The 17,926-nt window shown below is 30.5% G+C and carries 17 protein-coding genes; 15 read left to right on the forward strand and 2 right to left on the reverse strand.

Annotated features, from left to right (window positions below):
* The first annotated feature begins 69 nt into the window (after positions 1-69).
* From HUU89_RS04040 to HUU89_RS04070, 7 genes are all read left to right on the forward strand, one after another.
* Entirely contained in the window at positions 70-1,146 is a 1,077-nt protein-coding gene (locus HUU89_RS04040; protein ID WP_175301062.1) for a M24 family metallopeptidase, read from the forward strand.
* Positions 1,147-1,639: 493 nt separating this feature from the next.
* The gene (locus HUU89_RS04045; protein WP_175301063.1) at positions 1,640-2,812 is read left to right on the forward strand and encodes an MFS transporter; all 1,173 of its coding nucleotides are present in this window, start codon (positions 1,640-1,642) and stop codon (positions 2,810-2,812) included.
* A 178-nt stretch (positions 2,813-2,990) separates the two neighbouring features.
* Positions 2,991-3,560, forward strand: coding sequence for a manganese efflux pump MntP family protein (locus tag HUU89_RS04050; protein ID WP_175301109.1), 570 nt, complete (start codon positions 2,991-2,993; stop codon positions 3,558-3,560).
* Between the two features lie 13 nt (positions 3,561-3,573).
* On the forward strand, positions 3,574-4,518 hold the full coding sequence (locus tag HUU89_RS04055; protein ID WP_175301064.1) for a calcium/sodium antiporter: 945 nt from the start codon (positions 3,574-3,576) through the stop codon (positions 4,516-4,518).
* Between the two features lie 78 nt (positions 4,519-4,596).
* Positions 4,597-5,436: a Cof-type HAD-IIB family hydrolase gene (locus HUU89_RS04060; protein WP_032090332.1), complete on the forward strand. Its 840-nt coding sequence runs from the start codon at positions 4,597-4,599 to the stop codon at positions 5,434-5,436.
* Positions 5,424-6,137 carry a DUF554 domain-containing protein gene (locus tag HUU89_RS04065; protein WP_175301065.1) on the forward strand — a complete coding sequence of 238 codons (714 nt, stop codon included), beginning with the start codon at positions 5,424-5,426 and terminating at the stop codon, positions 6,135-6,137. The genes HUU89_RS04060 and HUU89_RS04065 overlap by 13 nt, the downstream gene beginning before the upstream one ends.
* A 73-nt stretch (positions 6,138-6,210) precedes the next feature.
* Positions 6,211-7,533 carry an NCS2 family permease gene (locus tag HUU89_RS04070; RefSeq protein ID WP_175301066.1) on the forward strand — a complete coding sequence of 441 codons (1,323 nt, stop codon included), beginning with the start codon at positions 6,211-6,213 and terminating at the stop codon, positions 7,531-7,533.
* 102 nt (positions 7,534-7,635) lie between these two features.
* Here HUU89_RS04070 and HUU89_RS04075 read toward each other — a convergent pair whose 3' ends face one another.
* Positions 7,636-7,854: a hypothetical protein gene (locus HUU89_RS04075; RefSeq protein ID WP_107030335.1), complete on the reverse strand. Its 219-nt coding sequence runs from the start codon at positions 7,852-7,854 to the stop codon at positions 7,636-7,638.
* 124 nt (positions 7,855-7,978) lie between these two features.
* Here HUU89_RS04075 and HUU89_RS04080 point away from each other — a divergent pair, with 124 nt between their 5' ends.
* Positions 7,979-8,242: a hypothetical protein gene (locus HUU89_RS04080; RefSeq protein WP_175301067.1), complete on the forward strand. Its 264-nt coding sequence runs from the start codon at positions 7,979-7,981 to the stop codon at positions 8,240-8,242.
* A gap of 43 nt (positions 8,243-8,285) precedes the next feature.
* Here the strand turns inward: HUU89_RS04080 and HUU89_RS04085 are convergent, their stop codons facing one another.
* Positions 8,286-9,587, reverse strand: a complete 1,302-nt coding sequence (locus HUU89_RS04085; RefSeq protein WP_032090322.1) for a fused HPr family phosphocarrier protein/2-hydroxyacid dehydrogenase — start codon at positions 9,585-9,587, stop codon at positions 8,286-8,288.
* 137 nt (positions 9,588-9,724) lie between these two features.
* On the opposite strand from HUU89_RS04085, the gene HUU89_RS04090 reads away from it, so the two are divergent.
* From HUU89_RS04090 to HUU89_RS04120, 7 genes are all read left to right on the forward strand, one after another.
* On the forward strand, positions 9,725-11,290 hold the full coding sequence (locus HUU89_RS04090; RefSeq protein WP_175301068.1) for an L-lactate permease: 1,566 nt from the start codon (positions 9,725-9,727) through the stop codon (positions 11,288-11,290).
* Between the two features lie 207 nt (positions 11,291-11,497).
* Entirely contained in the window at positions 11,498-12,922 is a 1,425-nt protein-coding gene (locus tag HUU89_RS04095; RefSeq protein ID WP_175301069.1) for an extracellular solute-binding protein, read from the forward strand.
* A gap of 15 nt (positions 12,923-12,937) precedes the next feature.
* Positions 12,938-15,898 carry an EAL domain-containing protein gene (locus tag HUU89_RS04100; RefSeq protein WP_175301070.1) on the forward strand — a complete coding sequence of 987 codons (2,961 nt, stop codon included), beginning with the start codon at positions 12,938-12,940 and terminating at the stop codon, positions 15,896-15,898.
* A gap of 57 nt (positions 15,899-15,955) precedes the next feature.
* Positions 15,956-16,435 (forward strand): HD-GYP domain-containing protein, encoded by a 480-nt coding sequence (locus HUU89_RS04105; RefSeq protein ID WP_175301071.1) that lies wholly within the window; start codon positions 15,956-15,958, stop codon positions 16,433-16,435.
* 138 nt (positions 16,436-16,573) lie between these two features.
* Positions 16,574-16,954, forward strand: a complete 381-nt coding sequence (locus tag HUU89_RS04110; RefSeq protein ID WP_147579653.1) for a D-alanyl-D-alanine carboxypeptidase family protein — start codon at positions 16,574-16,576, stop codon at positions 16,952-16,954.
* Between the two features lie 402 nt (positions 16,955-17,356).
* A complete protein-coding gene (locus HUU89_RS04115) occupies positions 17,357-17,518 on the forward strand; it encodes a hypothetical protein (RefSeq protein ID WP_175301072.1) in 162 nt (53 codons plus the stop codon).
* 89 nt (positions 17,519-17,607) lie between these two features.
* Positions 17,608-17,859, forward strand: a complete 252-nt coding sequence (locus tag HUU89_RS04120) for a hypothetical protein (RefSeq protein ID WP_117346789.1) — start codon at positions 17,608-17,610, stop codon at positions 17,857-17,859.
* Positions 17,860-17,926: the final 67 nt, after the last annotated feature.

The raw sequence follows: 17,926 nt of genomic DNA on the forward strand, positions 1-17,926 counted from the left end.
AATATGATTATATTTCTTTAATTTTTGAGATAAACGTATTAAAATAGTTAACAGTAGGGGGATAAAGAGATGAGATTAGAAAAAGTACTTAAAGAAATGCAAAAAAGACAATTAACACATTTAATTATTAATGATCCATCATCAATTGATTATTTAATCAATTATAAAAATAATCCAGGTGAAAGAATGTATTTACTTCTTTTATCAAGTGATGGACATCATAAATTATTTATGAACAATTTATTTTATTTAGATCATGAACTTGATATTGAACAAGTATGGTATAGTGATACAGATAATTATCTTCAATTACTTGCAGATGAATTTGATGGAGCATGTTCTATTGGAATCGATAAAAACTTTCCAGCAAGATTCTTAATTCCTTTAATGAATTTAGTAGATGAATGTCATTTTGAATTAGGATCTGAATGTGTTGATCGTGTGAGGATGATCAAAGATGAAAAAGAACAACAACTCATGATAGAAGCTTCAAAAATCAACGATTTAGTTGTCGATGAAGTCATTAATATTTGTGCTAAGGGAGACTTAACAGAAGAAGAAGTTTCTAAACAACTTGAAGGAATTTATCAAAAACATGGGTGTGTAGGAAATTCCTTTGAACCAATTGTTGCCTATGGTAAAAATGGTGCTGACAACCATCATAGTGGAGATGACAGCCGTTTAAAAGCTGGTGACAGTATTGTTATTGATATTGGTGGTTTATATAAAGGATATTGTAGTGATATGACAAGAACTGTTTTCTATAAAGAAGTATCACTAAAACAAAAAACAGTTTATGAACTTGTTTTAAAAGCGCAAAAAGCAGCTGAAGCAATGATCAAACCAGGGGTAAGACTTTGTGACATTGATAAATGTGCTAGAGACATTATTGCTGAAGGTGGTTATACGGTTGAATTTAACCACCGTTTAGGACATTTCATTGGACGTGACGTTCATGAATGGTGTGATGTTTCACAAAACTTTGATTTAGAAGTTCAAGAAGGAATGACTTTCTCTATTGAACCAGGTGTTTATTTACAAGGTGAATTTGGAGTTCGAATCGAAGATCTTGTACTCGTTACAAAAGATGGATGTAAGGTCTTAAATAGTTATCCAAAAGATTTAAGAGTTATTGGTAATGACTAATTAAAAGCATAGGTTAGAAAATCTAATCTATGCTTTTTAAATACTCTAAAAATAAAGCAAGTGTTTTAGAGTGGTTTTGATGATACAAAGCACTACTTGCTCCTAAAAGACCAAGATTTAATTTATTAGATCATTTAAAACAACTTCATGTAGAATTTACTTTAGAAAATAAAGTTGTCAAAATTAATTAAGATAGTATTGTTTATGAAAAACATAATCAATTAGAAATACTTTCTCATTTTGATACGATTGTTTTAGCTTTTGGTTCTAAAGCAAATCAAGATCTTTATCAAGAAATAAAAGGGGAACATGTTCATTTAATTGGCGATGCAAGTAAAGCGGGCGATGCTAAAAAGGCTATCTTTGAATCTACTCAACTTGCTTTAAAACTTTAGAAAGGGAAAACCCTTTCTTTTCTTTTTCAAATTATGAAAATAGCATCATCTTAAAAAAAATATGTTAGAATGTATTTTACGATTAGGGAGGAAGAAATATGTCACTAAAAGCAAAATATAATTTTTTACATTTATTTTATTGGTTTACTGGATGTTGTATTAATGGTTTCATTGCCGTTTTCTTACAATCAAAAGGTTTATCAAATACGGAAATTGGAATTGTAACAGGTGGTTCTTGTGTTGCTACAATTTTCCTATCACCATTTATGTCATCTTTAATTTCTAAAATTAAAGGCATGACAATCAAAAAATTAATGACATTTTTAATGTTAACAACAGTTTTGTTATATATTGCGATGGCTTTTTTACCAATACCAGCCTTTTTAGTTATGATTTTCTATGTCATCATGTATGCCTTAAATATGTCAACAGTACCTATGCTTACGATGATAGCAATGAATTATATCAATGAAGGAACATATGTTAACTTTGGACTTGCGCGTGGAATTGGTTCAGCTTCGTGGGCGACAAGTGCTTTGGTTTTTGGACAAGTCGTTTCATTTTTAGGAGCTAATATTTTATCAATTGCCTACTGTGTCTTTGCCTTAGTGACATTATTTATTTTATATCATTTACCTGAATCAAAGATTACAAAGACAAAAACAGAAGAAGTTCAAGAAGAAGGCTCTGTTATTACTGTTATTAAAAAATATAAAATCTTCTTTTTCTTACTTTTAGGTTTTTGCTTTATGTTTTCTGGAGCAACAGCGATCGGTACTTATTTAATTAATATTGTTAAAAGCTTAGGTGGAAATACGTCACTTTATGGGGTAGCTATGTTTGCTATGGCCTTTAGTGAATTACCAGTCATGATGACTGTACCAAAACTTATGAAGAAATTTAATAGTGTGACCCTTATTTTAGTGGCTTCTATTTTCTATATTTGTCGTAACTATACCATTGGTTTAGCACCAAATCTTATCGTTTTAATTATTGGAATGATGTTCCAAGGACTTTCTTATGGATTATTTACAGGGGTTATTACTTACTATGTGACTTATAATCTAGATACCCAAGATCAAATGTCAGGACAAACAATGATTGGTATTATGACATCAGGAATAGGGTCAACTTTAGGAAATGTTTTAGGTGGTATTTTACAAGATACTATAGGTTTAAATGCGTTATTCACTTTTGTTTATTTAATGACAGCTCTTGGGGCCGTTATTATCTTTATTTGTAAATTTGTAAGTGTAAAAGTCAAAAAATAACTTGCTTTTACTTAAAGACTTTGATACTATCAAGATGTTGAATGAGGGAGTAGTACACGTCTTAGGACGCGGTTTGTCAACATCATGGCGTAAGCCTGGCAAATCTTAAAGAACGAGACTCATGCATAAGTTTTTTTATGCATGGGCCTCTTTTATTTTAGGAAGAAAGGAATTTGGTATGAGTTTGTTTATTGAAATCTTTTTGATTGGGGTAGGTCTTTCAATGGATGCTTTTGCAGTATCTATTTGTAAAGGTTTATCAATGAAAAAGATAAAAAAGAGAAATGTTTTTATTATTGCACTATTTTTTGGAGGCTTTCAGGCTTTAATGCCTTTTATTGGATGGTTTTTAGGAAAAGGTTTTGAAAGTTATATTACGAGTATTGATCATTGGATTGCTTTTATTTTATTAGGTATTATTGGTGGTAAGATGCTTATTGATGGAATTAAAGCAGAAGATGATGAAGAAACAGGAGAATTTAAATTAGATTTAAAGGAATTATTTTTACTTGCGATTGCAACATCGATTGATGCTTTAGCTGTAGGAATTACGTTTACTTTTTTAAATTATCCAATTGTGGAATGTATGAGTATTATTGGTTGTACAACTTTTATTATTTCTTTTATTGGTGTTTATATTGGTAAGATTTTTGGGTCAAAATATGAACATAAAGCAGAAATTGCTGGTGGGATTATTTTAATTGTAATTGGTTTAAAGATTTTATTAGAACATCTAGGAATATTTTAAAGGAGAGAAAGTTATGACAAATGTATTTGTATCATTATTAGTTCTTATTGTTGGTTTTATTTTATTAATGAAAGGAGCGGATTTCTTTGTAGAAGGAAGTTCTTCTATTGCCACAAGATTTCATATTCCTTCATTAATCATCGGTTTAACAATTGTGGCTATGGGAACAAGTTTACCTGAATGTGCTGTCAGTATTACAGCATCAATGGATGGAAATAATGCTTTAGCGGTGGCAAATGCCGTAGGTTCTAATATTTTTAATTTAATGGTTGTTTGTGGTATATCTGCTTTATTTGTACCGATTGCAGTGCAAGTAAATACGCTTAAAAGAGAATTTCCATTTTCTATTTTATGTGCTATTTTATTAATGATCTTAGGTTATTTTGGGATGATCTTAGGACATATTGATGGAATTGTTCTTTTGATTTTATTTGTAGGATATATTGTTTACATGATTGTTTCGGCTAAAAAAGCCATGAATACATATCAAGAGGAAGAAGAAATTAAAGTTATTTCAATGGGATTAAGCTTGGTTTATATTGTTGGTGGAGCAATCGCTATTAAATTTGGTGGAGATTTTGTAGTAGATAGTGCTTCCAATATTGCTTTATCTTTAGGAATGTCACAAAACTTAGTCGGTCTTACCATTGTTGCTCTTGGAACTTCTTTACCAGAACTTGTTACTTCAATGGTAGCTGCTAAAAAAGGTGAAGTAGATATGGCTCTTGGAAATGTTATTGGTTCAAATATTTTTAATATTTTATTTGTTTTAGGTATTGCAGCAACAATTAGTCCAATTACTTTTATCTTTGAAAATATTATTGATATTCTTATTTTAACAATTTTTTCTTTAATAGTTTTATATTTTGGATTTACGAAACATAAAATTGATCGTAAAGAAGGAATTATTATGCTTCTTCTTTATGTCGCTTACTTAGCCTATATCATTATACGTTAGAGAGCATTGCTCTCTTTTTTTTGTTGCTAAAAGAAAGAAAAACAATTAAAATAGAGTCATTGAAAAAGGGGTAGAAGCATGAAAAAAATAGTATTTTTAGATATAGATGGAACATTAGTTACACCAAATTATCCTTTATCAGCTCTTGTAAAAAAAGGAATTAAAAAAGCAAGAGAGAATGGACATTTGATTTTTTTATGTACAGGAAGAAATCGCGTAAGTATAGAAAATATAATGTCTGATGATTTTGATGGTTGTATTTGTTCAGCGGGTGGTTATCTTGAAATTAAAGGGGAAATGATTGAAACAACTTATTTAGATAAAGAAGAAGTTGAACAAGCAAGAAAAGTTTTTGAGCAAAATCATATGCTTTATAATTTAGAATCAACTTATATGACTTTTGCTAGTGATGAATTACGTCATTATTTTGCTCATGCCTTGTTAGGTGATGAGGGTACTAATTCAGAGTTTGAAAGATTAAAAGAACAACAAAGGAAAGAATATCATATGATTGATATAAGCAAATATCAAGATCAAGGAATTCATAAACTTTGTTTCATTGCTTTTAATAGAGAAGATATTGAAAAAACAAAAATACTCTTACCAAATTACCATTTTATTGTTCATGAAATGTTTAGCCAACATTCTATCAATGGTGAAATCATCAAAAAAGGAATGGATAAGGGTCTTGCTATTAAAAAGGTCGTTGAAACACTTCATATGAAAATGGAAGATACGATTGCTTTTGGTGACAGTATGAATGATTATGAAATGTTACAAGTTTGCAATTATGGTGTAGCAATGAAAAATGCATGCCAAGAGTTAAAAGCAAGTGCTGATAACATTTGTGAAAGTGTTGAAAATGATGGTGTGTATTATGAAATGGAAAGGTTAGGATTGTTTGAATGTTTGGATTAGGAACAATTGTTAATACTATAGCTGTTGTTGTAGGTGGTATTATTGGTTTGTTATTAAAAAATGGTTTAAAAAATAGGTATCAAGAAACGATTATGCAAGGAATTGGTTTAGCAGTTTTGTTTGTCGGTATTTCAGGGTCGATGACAGGGATGTTAAAGATTTCTAAATCAATAATAGAGTCAACGGGTTCTTTAATTCTTGTTTTATCTTTATGTTTTGGAGCTTTAATAGGAGAATTTATTAATATTGAAAAAAGAATTGAACAGTTCGGTTTTTATTTAAAAAGTAAAGTAAAAAGCAATGATTCTAAATTTATTGAAGGTTTCGTTTCAACTTCACTTGTTATATGTGTAGGAGCCATGGCTATTGTTGGTTCTTTTCAAGATGGTTTACTACATGATCCAAGTATCTTGATTTCAAAAGCGGTCATGGACTTTGTTATTGTTATGGTCTTTGCTTCAACATTAGGTGTGGGAACTATTTTTTCCGCAATTCCTATCTTTGTTTATCAAGGATTACTGACAGTTTGTGCTTCTTTTCTAGCACCTTATTTTACGACGACGATGATTTCTAATATTTCTTTTGTGGGTTCGGTTTTAATATTTGCGGTAGGGACAAATTTATGTTTTCATACAAAAATTAAAGTAGGCAATCTTTTACCAGCGGTATTTATGCCCTTGTTATTAGCACTTTTTATGTAAGTGCTTTTTTTGTTTGCTTGTCAATTGTCTAAAAATAATGTACGATAATAACGTTTGAAGAAGGGGGAAATTTATGTTAGACAAGTTTTTTAAGTTAAGTGAAAAAGGCACTACAGTAAAAACTGAAATTTTAGCTGGTGTGACAACATTCTTAGCAATGGCTTATATTTTAGCAGTCAATCCAGCAATGCTTGGTGAAACGGGAATGTCTGTTCAAGGGGTATTCCTTGCAACTGCTATTGCTTCTGCTGTAGCTACCATTATTATGGGACTTGTTGCAAACTATCCAGTGGCTTTATCTGCTGGTATGGGTGTGAATGCTTTATTTACTTATACAATTTGTTTTGGTATGGGCTTATCTTATAAAGGAGCCTTAGCCTGTGTTTTTGTCTCAGGTATTATTTTCTTAGTTATTTCTATTACAGGAATTAGAACAATGATTATTAATGCTATTCCTGCACAACTTAAATTAGCAATTGGGGCAGGTATTGGTTTCTTTATTGCCTTCATTGGTCTAAAAAATGCAGGTATTATTGTCGCAAATGAATCAACATTTGTCGGTCTTGGTAACTTACAAGAACCAACAGTTATTTTAGCAGTAGTTGGTATTTTAATTACTTTATTACTTTTAACTAAAAATGTTTCTGGAGCTGTTTTCTATGGTTTAGTTGTTACAGCTGTTGTGGGAATTTTTGCTGGAGTTTGTGGTGTTGAAGGAATGCCAGAAATTCCTACTGGAGTTATTTCATTTGACTTTGATTTTTCATTAGTAGGAGCATTTGCTTCAGGACTTGGAGAATTAACTTCACATCCACAATGTTATGTAGCCATCTTTTCATTATTATTTGTTGATTTCTTTGATACTGCAGGGACTTTAGTTGCTGTATGTAACAGAGCAAACTTAGTTGATGAAACTGGAAATCTAGAAAACGTAGATCGTGCTTTATTAGCTGATTCAATCGGTACAGTTATTGGTTCTATTGCTGGAACTTCAACTGTTACATCATTCGTTGAATCAACTTCAGGTGTTGAAGTAGGGGGAAGAACTGGTTTAACTGCGGTTACTACTGGGGTATGCTTCTTATTATCTGTTTTCTTTTCACCATTACTTTCATGTGTTACAAGTGCAGTGACAGCGCCTGCATTAATTATTGTTGGTATTTTAATGGCACAACAATTAAAAGGTATTGAATGGGATAATCTTGTTTATGCAGCAAGTGGATTCATGACAGTTATTTTTATGATCTTGGCTTATTCTATTTCAAATGGTATTGCTATTGGATTTATTACATATACCGTTTCTATGATTGGTGTTGGTAAAATTAAAGAAATTAAGCCAATCGTATGGATCTTAGATATCTGTTTTGTAATCTTCTTAGTGTTCTTACCTAAATAGTGAAGAAGTGAGTTTTACGCTTAGGCGTAAGACTCTTTTTTTATTTAAATGAAAAGGATGTTTTGTACATCCTTTTCAATATGATAGGGTTAGAGTGTAAGCTTACATGCCTCCGGGACTGCGGAAAGTCATATGTGCTTGTGCTCTTGAAATTTCATAGTTGTCACTATGAACATCTCTGGATAAATCATGAAGTTCTTTTGTTTTTAAGTAAGTTTCTTTGTTTTCTTTACCTTTATTTTTTCTATCTTGGATGAATAAATAAAGATAAATTCCAATAATGATGATAATAATAAAAACTACTAAATAAATAAGCTTCATATAGATCACCTCTTATCTTTATTATATTATAACATTATTATGTGTAAATATTATGTACTTAAAAATGAAAACACAAGATTTACACAAGTAAGTATTATAATTTATAAAAAAGGAGGGATTATGTATGTTTGATGTTCATCTTACGACAATTAAAGTGATTGATATTGAAAACAATAAAGTGGTGATTGATAGTACTTTTGGAGAAAAAGAATATGTTTTAGATAAGATTAAAAATGGAGTTAAATTTGAACTTCCTAAATACAAAAGTACCTTACAATATCAAGAAAAAAACGATATATGTTATGTATTCACAAACAACCAAGGTAAAAAGCTATTTACTGCTTTAGATTCAAAATTAACTCAAGAATTATTAAAAATAATATCGTAATTTTAAGTAATAAAAAAGGAGCCACACTTGGCTCCCATTATTATTATGCTTTACATTCAGCGCTTCCTAATTCATTACCTTCATTGAAGTTACGTGCATTTTCCATTGTAACAACAGCGATTGCTTGTAAAGCTTCACGAGTAAAGAATGCTTGGTGACTTGTTAAAACAAGTTGAGGGAACATTTGTAAACGAGCTGTGATATCGTTTGTGATAGCAACATCACTTTTATCTGTATAAACGTTATTATCTTCACCTTCATATACGTCTAAAGCAACAGCATGGAATTTACCTTGTTTTAATGCTCTGATTAATGCTTCAGGATCAATGATAGGTCCTCTACTTGTATTAACTAACATAACTGTATCTTTCATTAAAGCGATTGTTTCATCATTAATTAAATGATAAGTTCCATTATCTCCCATAATTAATGGACAGTGTAAAGAAATTAAATCAGCTCTCTTTAATAATTCTTCTTTACTTACATAAGTTAATAAACCTTCATCAACTAATGCTTGATTAGGATAAGCATCCCATCCTAAAACTGTCATACCATAACCTTTACAAATTCTAGCCATACATTGACCGATTTTACCAGTACCCATGATACCAGCAACTTTATTATGTAGGTCTAAACCTAATAAACCACTTAAAGCAAAGTTGTTATCTTTAACTTTTGTATAAGCTTTGTGTAAACGACGGTTTGCTTCTTGTAGAATTGCCATTGCATGTTCAGCAACTGCATATGGTGAATAAGCAGGAACACGTAAAACTGTAATTCCACATTCTTTTGCAGCTTGTAAATCAACATTGTTGAATCCAGCACAACGTAATAAGATTAATTTAACACCACATTCATGTAATTTTTCAACAACTGGTCTTGAAGCGTTATCGTTAACGAAGATACATACAGCATCATAACCTTGAGCTAAACCAGCAGTTTCAGGTCCTAATTGAGAATCAAAATATTTGATATCTGAATTGTAAGTTCCTTGACCTTTATCTTTTACTAATTCACTAAAGAAAGTTCTATCATAATCTTTAGTTCCAAAGAATGCGATTTTTAAAACATCTACAGGTTTCTTTTCTTCAAAAGCACCATGTAATAATTCTTCAATTGCTTTTGCTGCAACTTCTTCGTCATCACCATCGATATCAAGTCTTAAAGTATCACCTTTTTTAGCACCTAATGCTAAGATTTGAAGAACGTTATCTCCATCAGCAACTTTTTCGTCTAAGTAAATTCTTACTTGGCTTTTGAAATTCACGCAACATTGAGCAAGCAATGCAGCAGGTCTTGCATGAATACCTAATGTGTTATTAACTACATAACTAATTTCTTTCATTTTAAATCTCCTCCATTTTGCAAGACCATTTTAGCACAAAAAATATGAGAATAAAGAAGAAATTGAGAAAAATTACAAAAGTAATGGAAATTTTATAAAATATCACTATAATAAGCTTGTCAAGAGGGGGAAAAATAATGCTAATTATTAATTTTATCTTAGGTTTATTACCTATTATCTGGTTAGTAATCGCTTTATGTGGTTTAAAATGGCCAGGATATAAGGCTGCTTTAGGTGCCTTAATTATTGCTGCTGTTGAAGCATTAACATATTTTGGATTCTCTATGTCAGATACATTAACTTCTATTTTAGAAGGTTTTGCATTTGCAATGTGGCCAATCGTTATTGTAATTATTGCAGCAGTCTTTACGTATAACTTATCTTTACGTACAGGATCAATCGATATGATTAAAAAATTACTTACAAGTGTATCCGCTGATAAACGTGTTTTAGTTTTATTAATTGGATGGTCATTTGGTGGTTTCATGGAAGCTATGGCTGGATTTGGTACAGCTGTTGCAATTCCAGCAAGTATGTTATGGGTTTTAGATTTTGATCCAATTCTAGCATGTCTTGTTTGTTTAGTTGCCAATGCAACACCAACACCATATGGGTCAATTGCTATTCCTACAGTAACACTTGCAACAAACTTAGGTTTAGAAAATAACTTAATTGCTTTTGCTACTTCATGTGCATTAAGTGTTTTAATTATTTTAACACCATTTGTAATGGTTTATATTTTAGGAAAAAGTACAAAAGGAAAATCTTCTGCCTTTAAAGGCATTGTACCAGTTGTTTTAGTTTCAGGATTATCTTTCTTAGTTCCAGAAATGGTTGTTTCATATTTTGTTGGTGCTGAACTTGCGGGGGTTGCAGCTTCAGTTATCTCATTAGTATGTACAATTTTAGCTAGTATGAAATTTACAAATCCAGACGCTATTCCTGATGAATATCGTTTAGAAGTAAAAAAAGGAAGTCCTTTAAAAGTAGGAAAAACTTTACAAGCATTATCACCGTTTGTTTTAATATTTGTTGTTTTATTACTTACAAGTAATTTAGTACCACCAATTCATGATGCGTTATCATCATTTGCGACAAGTGTAAAAATTTCTACATTCAAAAACGCAAGTATGACAACATTTACATGGATCAATACACCAGGTGTCTTAATTATTTTATGTGCAATTGTTGGTGGATTTATCCAAAAAGCAAAAGTATCAGAAATGGTTGCTGTCTTTATTGCAACATTAAAACAAATGATGTTTACAATTTTAACAATGTTATTTATTTTAGCAACAGCTCGTGTTATGCAATATTCAGGAATGATTGCTGCCGTTGCCGCTTTATTTTCAGTATTTGGACCTGTTTATCCATTCTTTGCCCCAATGTTAGGAGCATTAGGTACATTCGTTACAGGATCAGGTACAAGTTCAAGTGCTTTATTTGGATCAGTTCAAATGTCAACTGCTGCAAGTATTGGTGCTAATAAATATTGGCTTGTTGCCGCAAACAGCTTAGGTGTTGCTACTGGTAAAATGATGGCACCACAAAGTATTGCTATTGGATTAGTCGCTGTTGATGAAGCGGGTAGAGATGGAGAATTACTTAAAAAAGTATTACCATACGCTGCTTTATTCATTATTATTAGTGCACTCGTATGTTTCTTTGGACAATACGTATGGGCAATCTTTGGAATTGCTTAAATTAAAAATAAATGATTTAGGAAGTGTCTGTAAAAAGATACTTCTTTTTCTTTAGGTAGATTTTAAATTATTATATGAAAAGAGAAATCACAGTAAATGATTTCTTTTTTAATTCATTATAAAAAGTAAATATGTATTAATTTCATAGAAAATCCTCGATAGAAAGGAGATTTTATGAGATAATAGATGCCAAGAAGGTGGAAAAATATGAAAAAGGGAATTATGAGTAGTTTTATTATTTTAGGGGTTTTATTATCAGGATGTGGGAGTCAAAAAGAAGAACTTTATTCTTCATCAAATCCTGTTGATATTACAGTATGGACCTATTATAACGGAGATCAATTAAGTTCGTTTAATACGTTAGTTAAGAAATTTAATCGTACACAAGGGAAAGAAAATGGGATATATGTTGAAAGTGTTTCTTGTGGAACGGTAAATGATTTGGAAAAAAACCTTAAAGATTCTATTGAAAAGAAAGTAGGAGCAAGTGAGATTCCAGATATGTTTTCAGCCTATAATGACATTGCTTATACAATTGATCAAATGCATGGTATTGTTGATTTAAATAAATATTTTAGTGATGATGAACTTGATGAATATATTGAGGGATATGTTCAAGATGGGGATATTTTAAATAATGGAAAATTGAAAGTTTTTCCTGTTGCAAAATCAACAGAAATTTTAACAATCAATAAAATAGATTTTGATATTTTTGCAAAAGCAACCAATGTAAGTTCTAAAGATTTATCAACAATTGAAGGACTTGTAGAAGTTTCACAAAAATATTATGAATGGACGGATAGTTTAACACCAAAACCAAATGATGGAAAAGCGTTCTTTGGTCGTGATGCGATGGCAAACTATATTTTGGCGGGTTCTATGCAATTAGGACATGAAATCTTTAAAGTTAAAGATGGAAAAATGAAACTTGATTATAATGAAAAAGTGGCACGTAAATTATGGGATAATTATTATATTCCTTATATTAAAGGTTATTTTACTGCTTCTGGTGTCTTTAGAACAGATGACATTAAAACAGGAAATATTATTGGTTATGTTGGATCGAGTTCTTCAGCAACTTATTTTCCTAAAACTGTAACAAATAGTAATGATGAAACATATTCAATTAAAATGGAAACCTTACCATGTCCTCAATTTAAAGATAGTAAAAATTATGCGATTCAACAAGGTGCAGGAATGGCTGTAATGAAAACAACAAAAACAAGACAACAAGCTGCTGTAGAATTTTTAAAATGGTTAACAGATGCTAAACAAAACGTGCAATTTTCTAAAGAAACAGGATATCTTCCTGTTAAAAAAGAAGCCAATAAAGTAGAACCACTTGTTGATAATAGTGACAATAAGGATACTCAAAAAGTTGTAGAAGTTTCAATTGACACAGTTAAAGAAAATACAATGTATTCTCCAAAAGCCTTTAAACAAGGAACAAAAGCAAGATATTACTTACAATCAATGATGTCAGATAAAGCAACTGAAGACCGTCAAGTTGTTGAAACCAATTTAAAAAATGGGCAAGATCTTGATCAAGCAACAGCCTCATTTACTAGTGATGAATACTTTGAACACTGGTATCAAGAAACAAAAACGCAATTACAAACATATGAAGATTAATAGGAGATTATCGTTATGAATAAGATGGGAAATTCTAAAACGGTATACCGGACGATTTTAAGGCCACTTTTAATAGTGCTTCTTGTTGAAATTGTCTTAATGACAGGGAGTTATTGGCTTTTGGGGATTAATGGCCAGCTTAATAAAAATGCTAGAGATATTTTGATACAACAAACAGAAAATAGAAAAAGTTATCTACAAAATGAAATGATTCAAAAGTGGTCTAATTTATCAACGATTTCACAAACAATCAATGAACGTACCCAACAACTTATTGATCAAAATGTCATTTCTTTACAAACATTGGATTCTTCAAGTAAAGCAAGTGCACCGCTTTTAAATGAGATTTCTAAGGAACTGATTTCAACGCTTTATAGTAAAGAAACAACAGGAATTTTTGTTATCTTAAATACACATGATTTAAGAGAAAATAAAGATAATAAACCAGGAATTTATATTCGAAATGATGATCCTAGTACGGTTTCTGTAAAAGAGCATGGAGATTTACTTTTAGAAAAAGCACCTGTGGAAGTTGTTCGTTCTCTTAATATTTCAACGGATACGCATTGGGAATCGACCTTTGATCTTTCAACAGAAGAAAACACTTTACTCTATAAACCTTTTGAAAAAGCATTTCATGATAAAATAAAGATGGAAGCAAAGGAATATGGTTATTGGAATGAAAAAATCTATCATTTAAAAAATAATGAGAATTCTGCAATCTCTTATTCGATGCCACTTATTTTACCAGATGGAACCGTTTATGGAGTGGTGGGTGTTGAACTTCTTACTTCTTATTTAGAAAATTTAATGCCGATCGATGAACTTAAAAATGATAATCAAGGAAGCTATGTCCTTTCTGTAGAAACGAATGCTCAACACAATTCTTTAGTTGTTTCCTCGGCATCATTAAAGCGTAAGCAATTAAAAAAATTCTATTTAACAGAAGATTATGATAAAAATAATTTTGTATTTTTAAATGGGAAAGAATACTATGCAGCAATTCAAAATTTAGATATTTATAATAGTAATGGTCCTTTCTCCAAACAACAATGGCAATTGATGTCACTTGTTGAACGAAATCAACTTTATTCATTCGCTAATCATTTTTTTTACCTACAAATTTCAATGATTATATTAGGAGGAATTGTTTCATTAATTGGAATCTTTTATGTGTCTAGAAAAATATCTGGATCAATCAGTCGTCTTTCTAAAGAAGTGGATAATTCAAGACTCGTAAAAGAAATACCAGAATTACACGCGACAGGTATTCAAGAAATTGATCAGTTTTCATCCGCAATTATTGATTTAAGTCAGGAAGTTTTGGAAACTTCGACAAAATTCTTAAATATTATGAATATGGCAAGTATTGATATTGGTGGTTATGAAATTAAAAAGGGAAGTAAAAATGTTTATGTCACAGACAATTTCTTCTTGTTGCTTGGTATTGATAAGGTCACTCTTCCTTTAACTTATGAACAATTTGAAGAATTATTTAAAGAAGTAGAAAGGGATTATCAAGTTGAAATTAAAAATGGAAACGAACGTATTTACTGTATAAAAAAATATGTAGGCTTACGTTATGTACGTTTGAAAATGCGAAAAGAAGCAGATCGTGAAATTGGTATTGCTGAAGATATTACGACAAGTTATTTAGAAAGACAACGTATTGAACATGAACGTGATTATGATGTTTTAACAGGATTGTATAATCGTTTTTCTTTCCAAAGACACATGGATTATCTATTTGAACACTCTGAACAACTAAAAAATGCTGCTTTGGTGATGATTGATTTAGATAACTTGAAAAAAATCAATGATGCCTTTGGACATGATTGGGGCGATAACTATATTCGCCAATGTGGAAAATGTTTCCAAGAAAATGTTCCTGAAAAAACAATTTGTGCGCGTGTTTCAGGAGATGAGTTCTATTTATTCTTATATGATTTTGACAACCAAGAAGAAATACGACAAAGACTTATTTCAATGACATCAATTATGCAACATAGAACAGTTTTATTGCCTAATGGTAATAAAATGAATTTAAGTGCCTCTATTGGGATTTCTTGGTATCCTCAAGATAGTATTTATTTTGACTTTTTGAAAAAATATGCAGATTTTGCAATGTACCAAGTTAAGAAATCTACAAAGGGAAACCTTGCAGAATTTGATAAGGACCTTTATGAAGATGAAAAACATGATCGACAAATGCATTTAGAGTTCTATCAATTAATTGAAAAGGAACAATTAACATATCTTTTCCAACCGATTCTTTCCGCAAAAAATGGAGAAATTATTGCTTATGAAGCTTTAATGCGTAGTCAACTTGCTACTTTGAAAAATCCTGAAATGATTTTAAGAATTGCACGTGAGGAAAATAAACTTGAAGATGTAGAAAGAATTTGTATTTTTAAATCAACAGAAACTTTTGATCAATTAAGAAAAAATAAATTAGTTAAAGAAGATGCTTTATTATTTATTAATTCTATTGCATCGGTGTCTTTAAATGATGAAGACCGTGAACGCTTCCATCGCTATTTTAGTCATATTCAATCACAAATCGTCGTAGAAGTAACAGAAGAAGAAAATATGTCAGAAGAAGCTTTGATTCGTAAAAGAGAAACCAAAGGTTTTTCAGGAATGTTTGCATTGGATGATTATGGTAGTGGTTATAATACAGAAATTAATTTATTAAATTTAAGTCCAAAATACATAAAAATTGATCTTACTATTGTAAGAAATATTGATAAAGATTTTGATAAGCAACAACTTGTTTCAAATATTGTTGAGTATGCACATCAAAGAGAGGGTTATATTATTGCAGAGGGTATTGAAACGAAAGAAGAACTTCTTAAAGTCTTAGAGTTAGGGGTGGATTATTTACAAGGCTATTACTTATCTTATCCTCAATTAAACCCTCAAGAAGTTTCTAATGAATCTATTAAAACAATTGAAAATTATTGGAAGAAAAGATGATGAAAAATCATCTTTTCTTTGTTATAATTGTTAGCGTTTGATAACATGAGGATAGAAATGAGCAGACATACAAGAAAATATCAATGTAAAAAAAGTACATTGTTAGAGTATCATGAAATTATTGAATGTATCATGGCGGCATTAGATGCTAAAATTCCTTATACGGCAGGACATTCAAAAAGAGTAAGTGATATGACAGAAATTCTTTGTGGATTACTGGATTTAAATAGAAGTAAAACACGGATGATTCATATTGCTGCCCATTTGCATGATATTGGTAAAATAGGAATTGGTGATGCGATTTTAAATAAAGAAGGAAAATTAGATGAACAAGAATGGGAAATGATGAAGACACATCCTCAAATAGATGCGAATATTCTTGATAAATCACATTTGTTAGCACCTTTTAGTAAAATTGTTTTACATCATCATGAACGTTTTGATGGTAAAGGGTATATTTATGGACTCAAAGGAAAAGAAATTCCTTTAGGATCACGGATTATTGCTATATGTGATTCAATTGATACGATGACATAAAAAATTATCGAGATATATAGACAATTGATTTTTGTTATCATGAAATAGAAAAAATCTAGGGAAAAGTAGTTTTCTCTTTTTTTTCGTTTTTATCAAGAAAATGACAAAAAAACATACAATGTCATGAGGTGGTTTTACATGTTAAAAAAAGGATTATGTTTGTTCGTGGGGATCATGATGCTTTTTTGTCAAATCAATGTTGTTCATGCAACGAATCTTGCAAGTGGGGCAGAAAGTGCTGTTTTAATAGATGCTCAAAGCCAACAAATTTTATATCAAAAAAATGCGACAAAAAAGCTTTATCCGGCATCGACAACAAAGATTATGACGATGATTTTATTGTTTGAAGCCATTCAAGAAAAGCGTTTGAAATGGGATGATATTTTAACGTGTTCAGCTTATGCTTCAAGTATGGGAGGAAGTCAAGTCTATCTTGAAGAAAATGAAACAATGAGTGTCTTTGAACTCTTTAAATGTATTGCAATTGCTTCGGCTAACGATGCAAAACACATCGGGTAACTGTTTATATTGGAATGTTAAATATTGACTTATCAAAGTACAATGATGAGTTTCATCATAGTTATGGAAATTGCAAAGTGAAGATACATATTGTTTATTAATGAGGGCGTGTTCGCTCCAAAATTCAACCGTGTGCGATTTGTAAGGAAAAATAAAGGAATAATGCCATTATGAATTATAAGAGAACGTGTGGCGAAATATGAAAGAAATCTTAAAATGAAGATTTCTTTTTTAACGTTATGAGGATATATTAATTATTCAAATCATGAATTTGACTGTGCAGGTTAAAGGCTAGGTGTAAAAGTGGGTGTAGGATCTTTAATAACAATTGAATTTATCTTGATAAAATGGGACTAATTTAGAAATAAAAGAGGGTGTAAATAACATTAATAGGAGGAGATTATGGCAGAAACTAGAGAAAAAATAACATTTTTGGTATCAAAGGAGCAAAAAGAAAAACTTATACAATATATCAATATATCTAACGATAAAGGAATAACTGATTTTATACTATCGGCTATGGAGTTTTATGGTGGGTATTGTATGACGAGTCAAAAAAGTTAAGTGTGTAATCTTAACTCAAAAAAATTATATATACAAGACTAGATGTTTCATGATTATTCATCGATAATGCTAGCAAGGAGTGGATAGTCATGAATGAAAAAGTCAAAGTGATAAAAGTAGAATTAAAACAAGAATATGGTGAAGAAAAATTAAAAACATATTATCCTGAAGATGTAGAACTTGATGATATTATTATGAGTGTTTATAGTTTATTAAATTTTACAAGTATTATGTTCGAGTACAGTTCTTATCAATTTGATTTAGACATGTCACAAATAAAAACTTGTCTTTATGAGTCAAAAGAAAACATAGAAAATATGCTACAAAAAATCAGTAATTAAAAAGATATGATTTTCTTGTAAGAAAACCATATCTCTATTTGTTTATTGGGATGAGTCTGTCTATTTG

This window comes from Faecalibacillus sp. H12 (genome assembly GCF_013361255.1).
Classification (GTDB): domain Bacteria; phylum Bacillota_I; class Bacilli_A; order Erysipelotrichales; family Coprobacillaceae; genus Faecalibacillus; species Faecalibacillus intestinalis.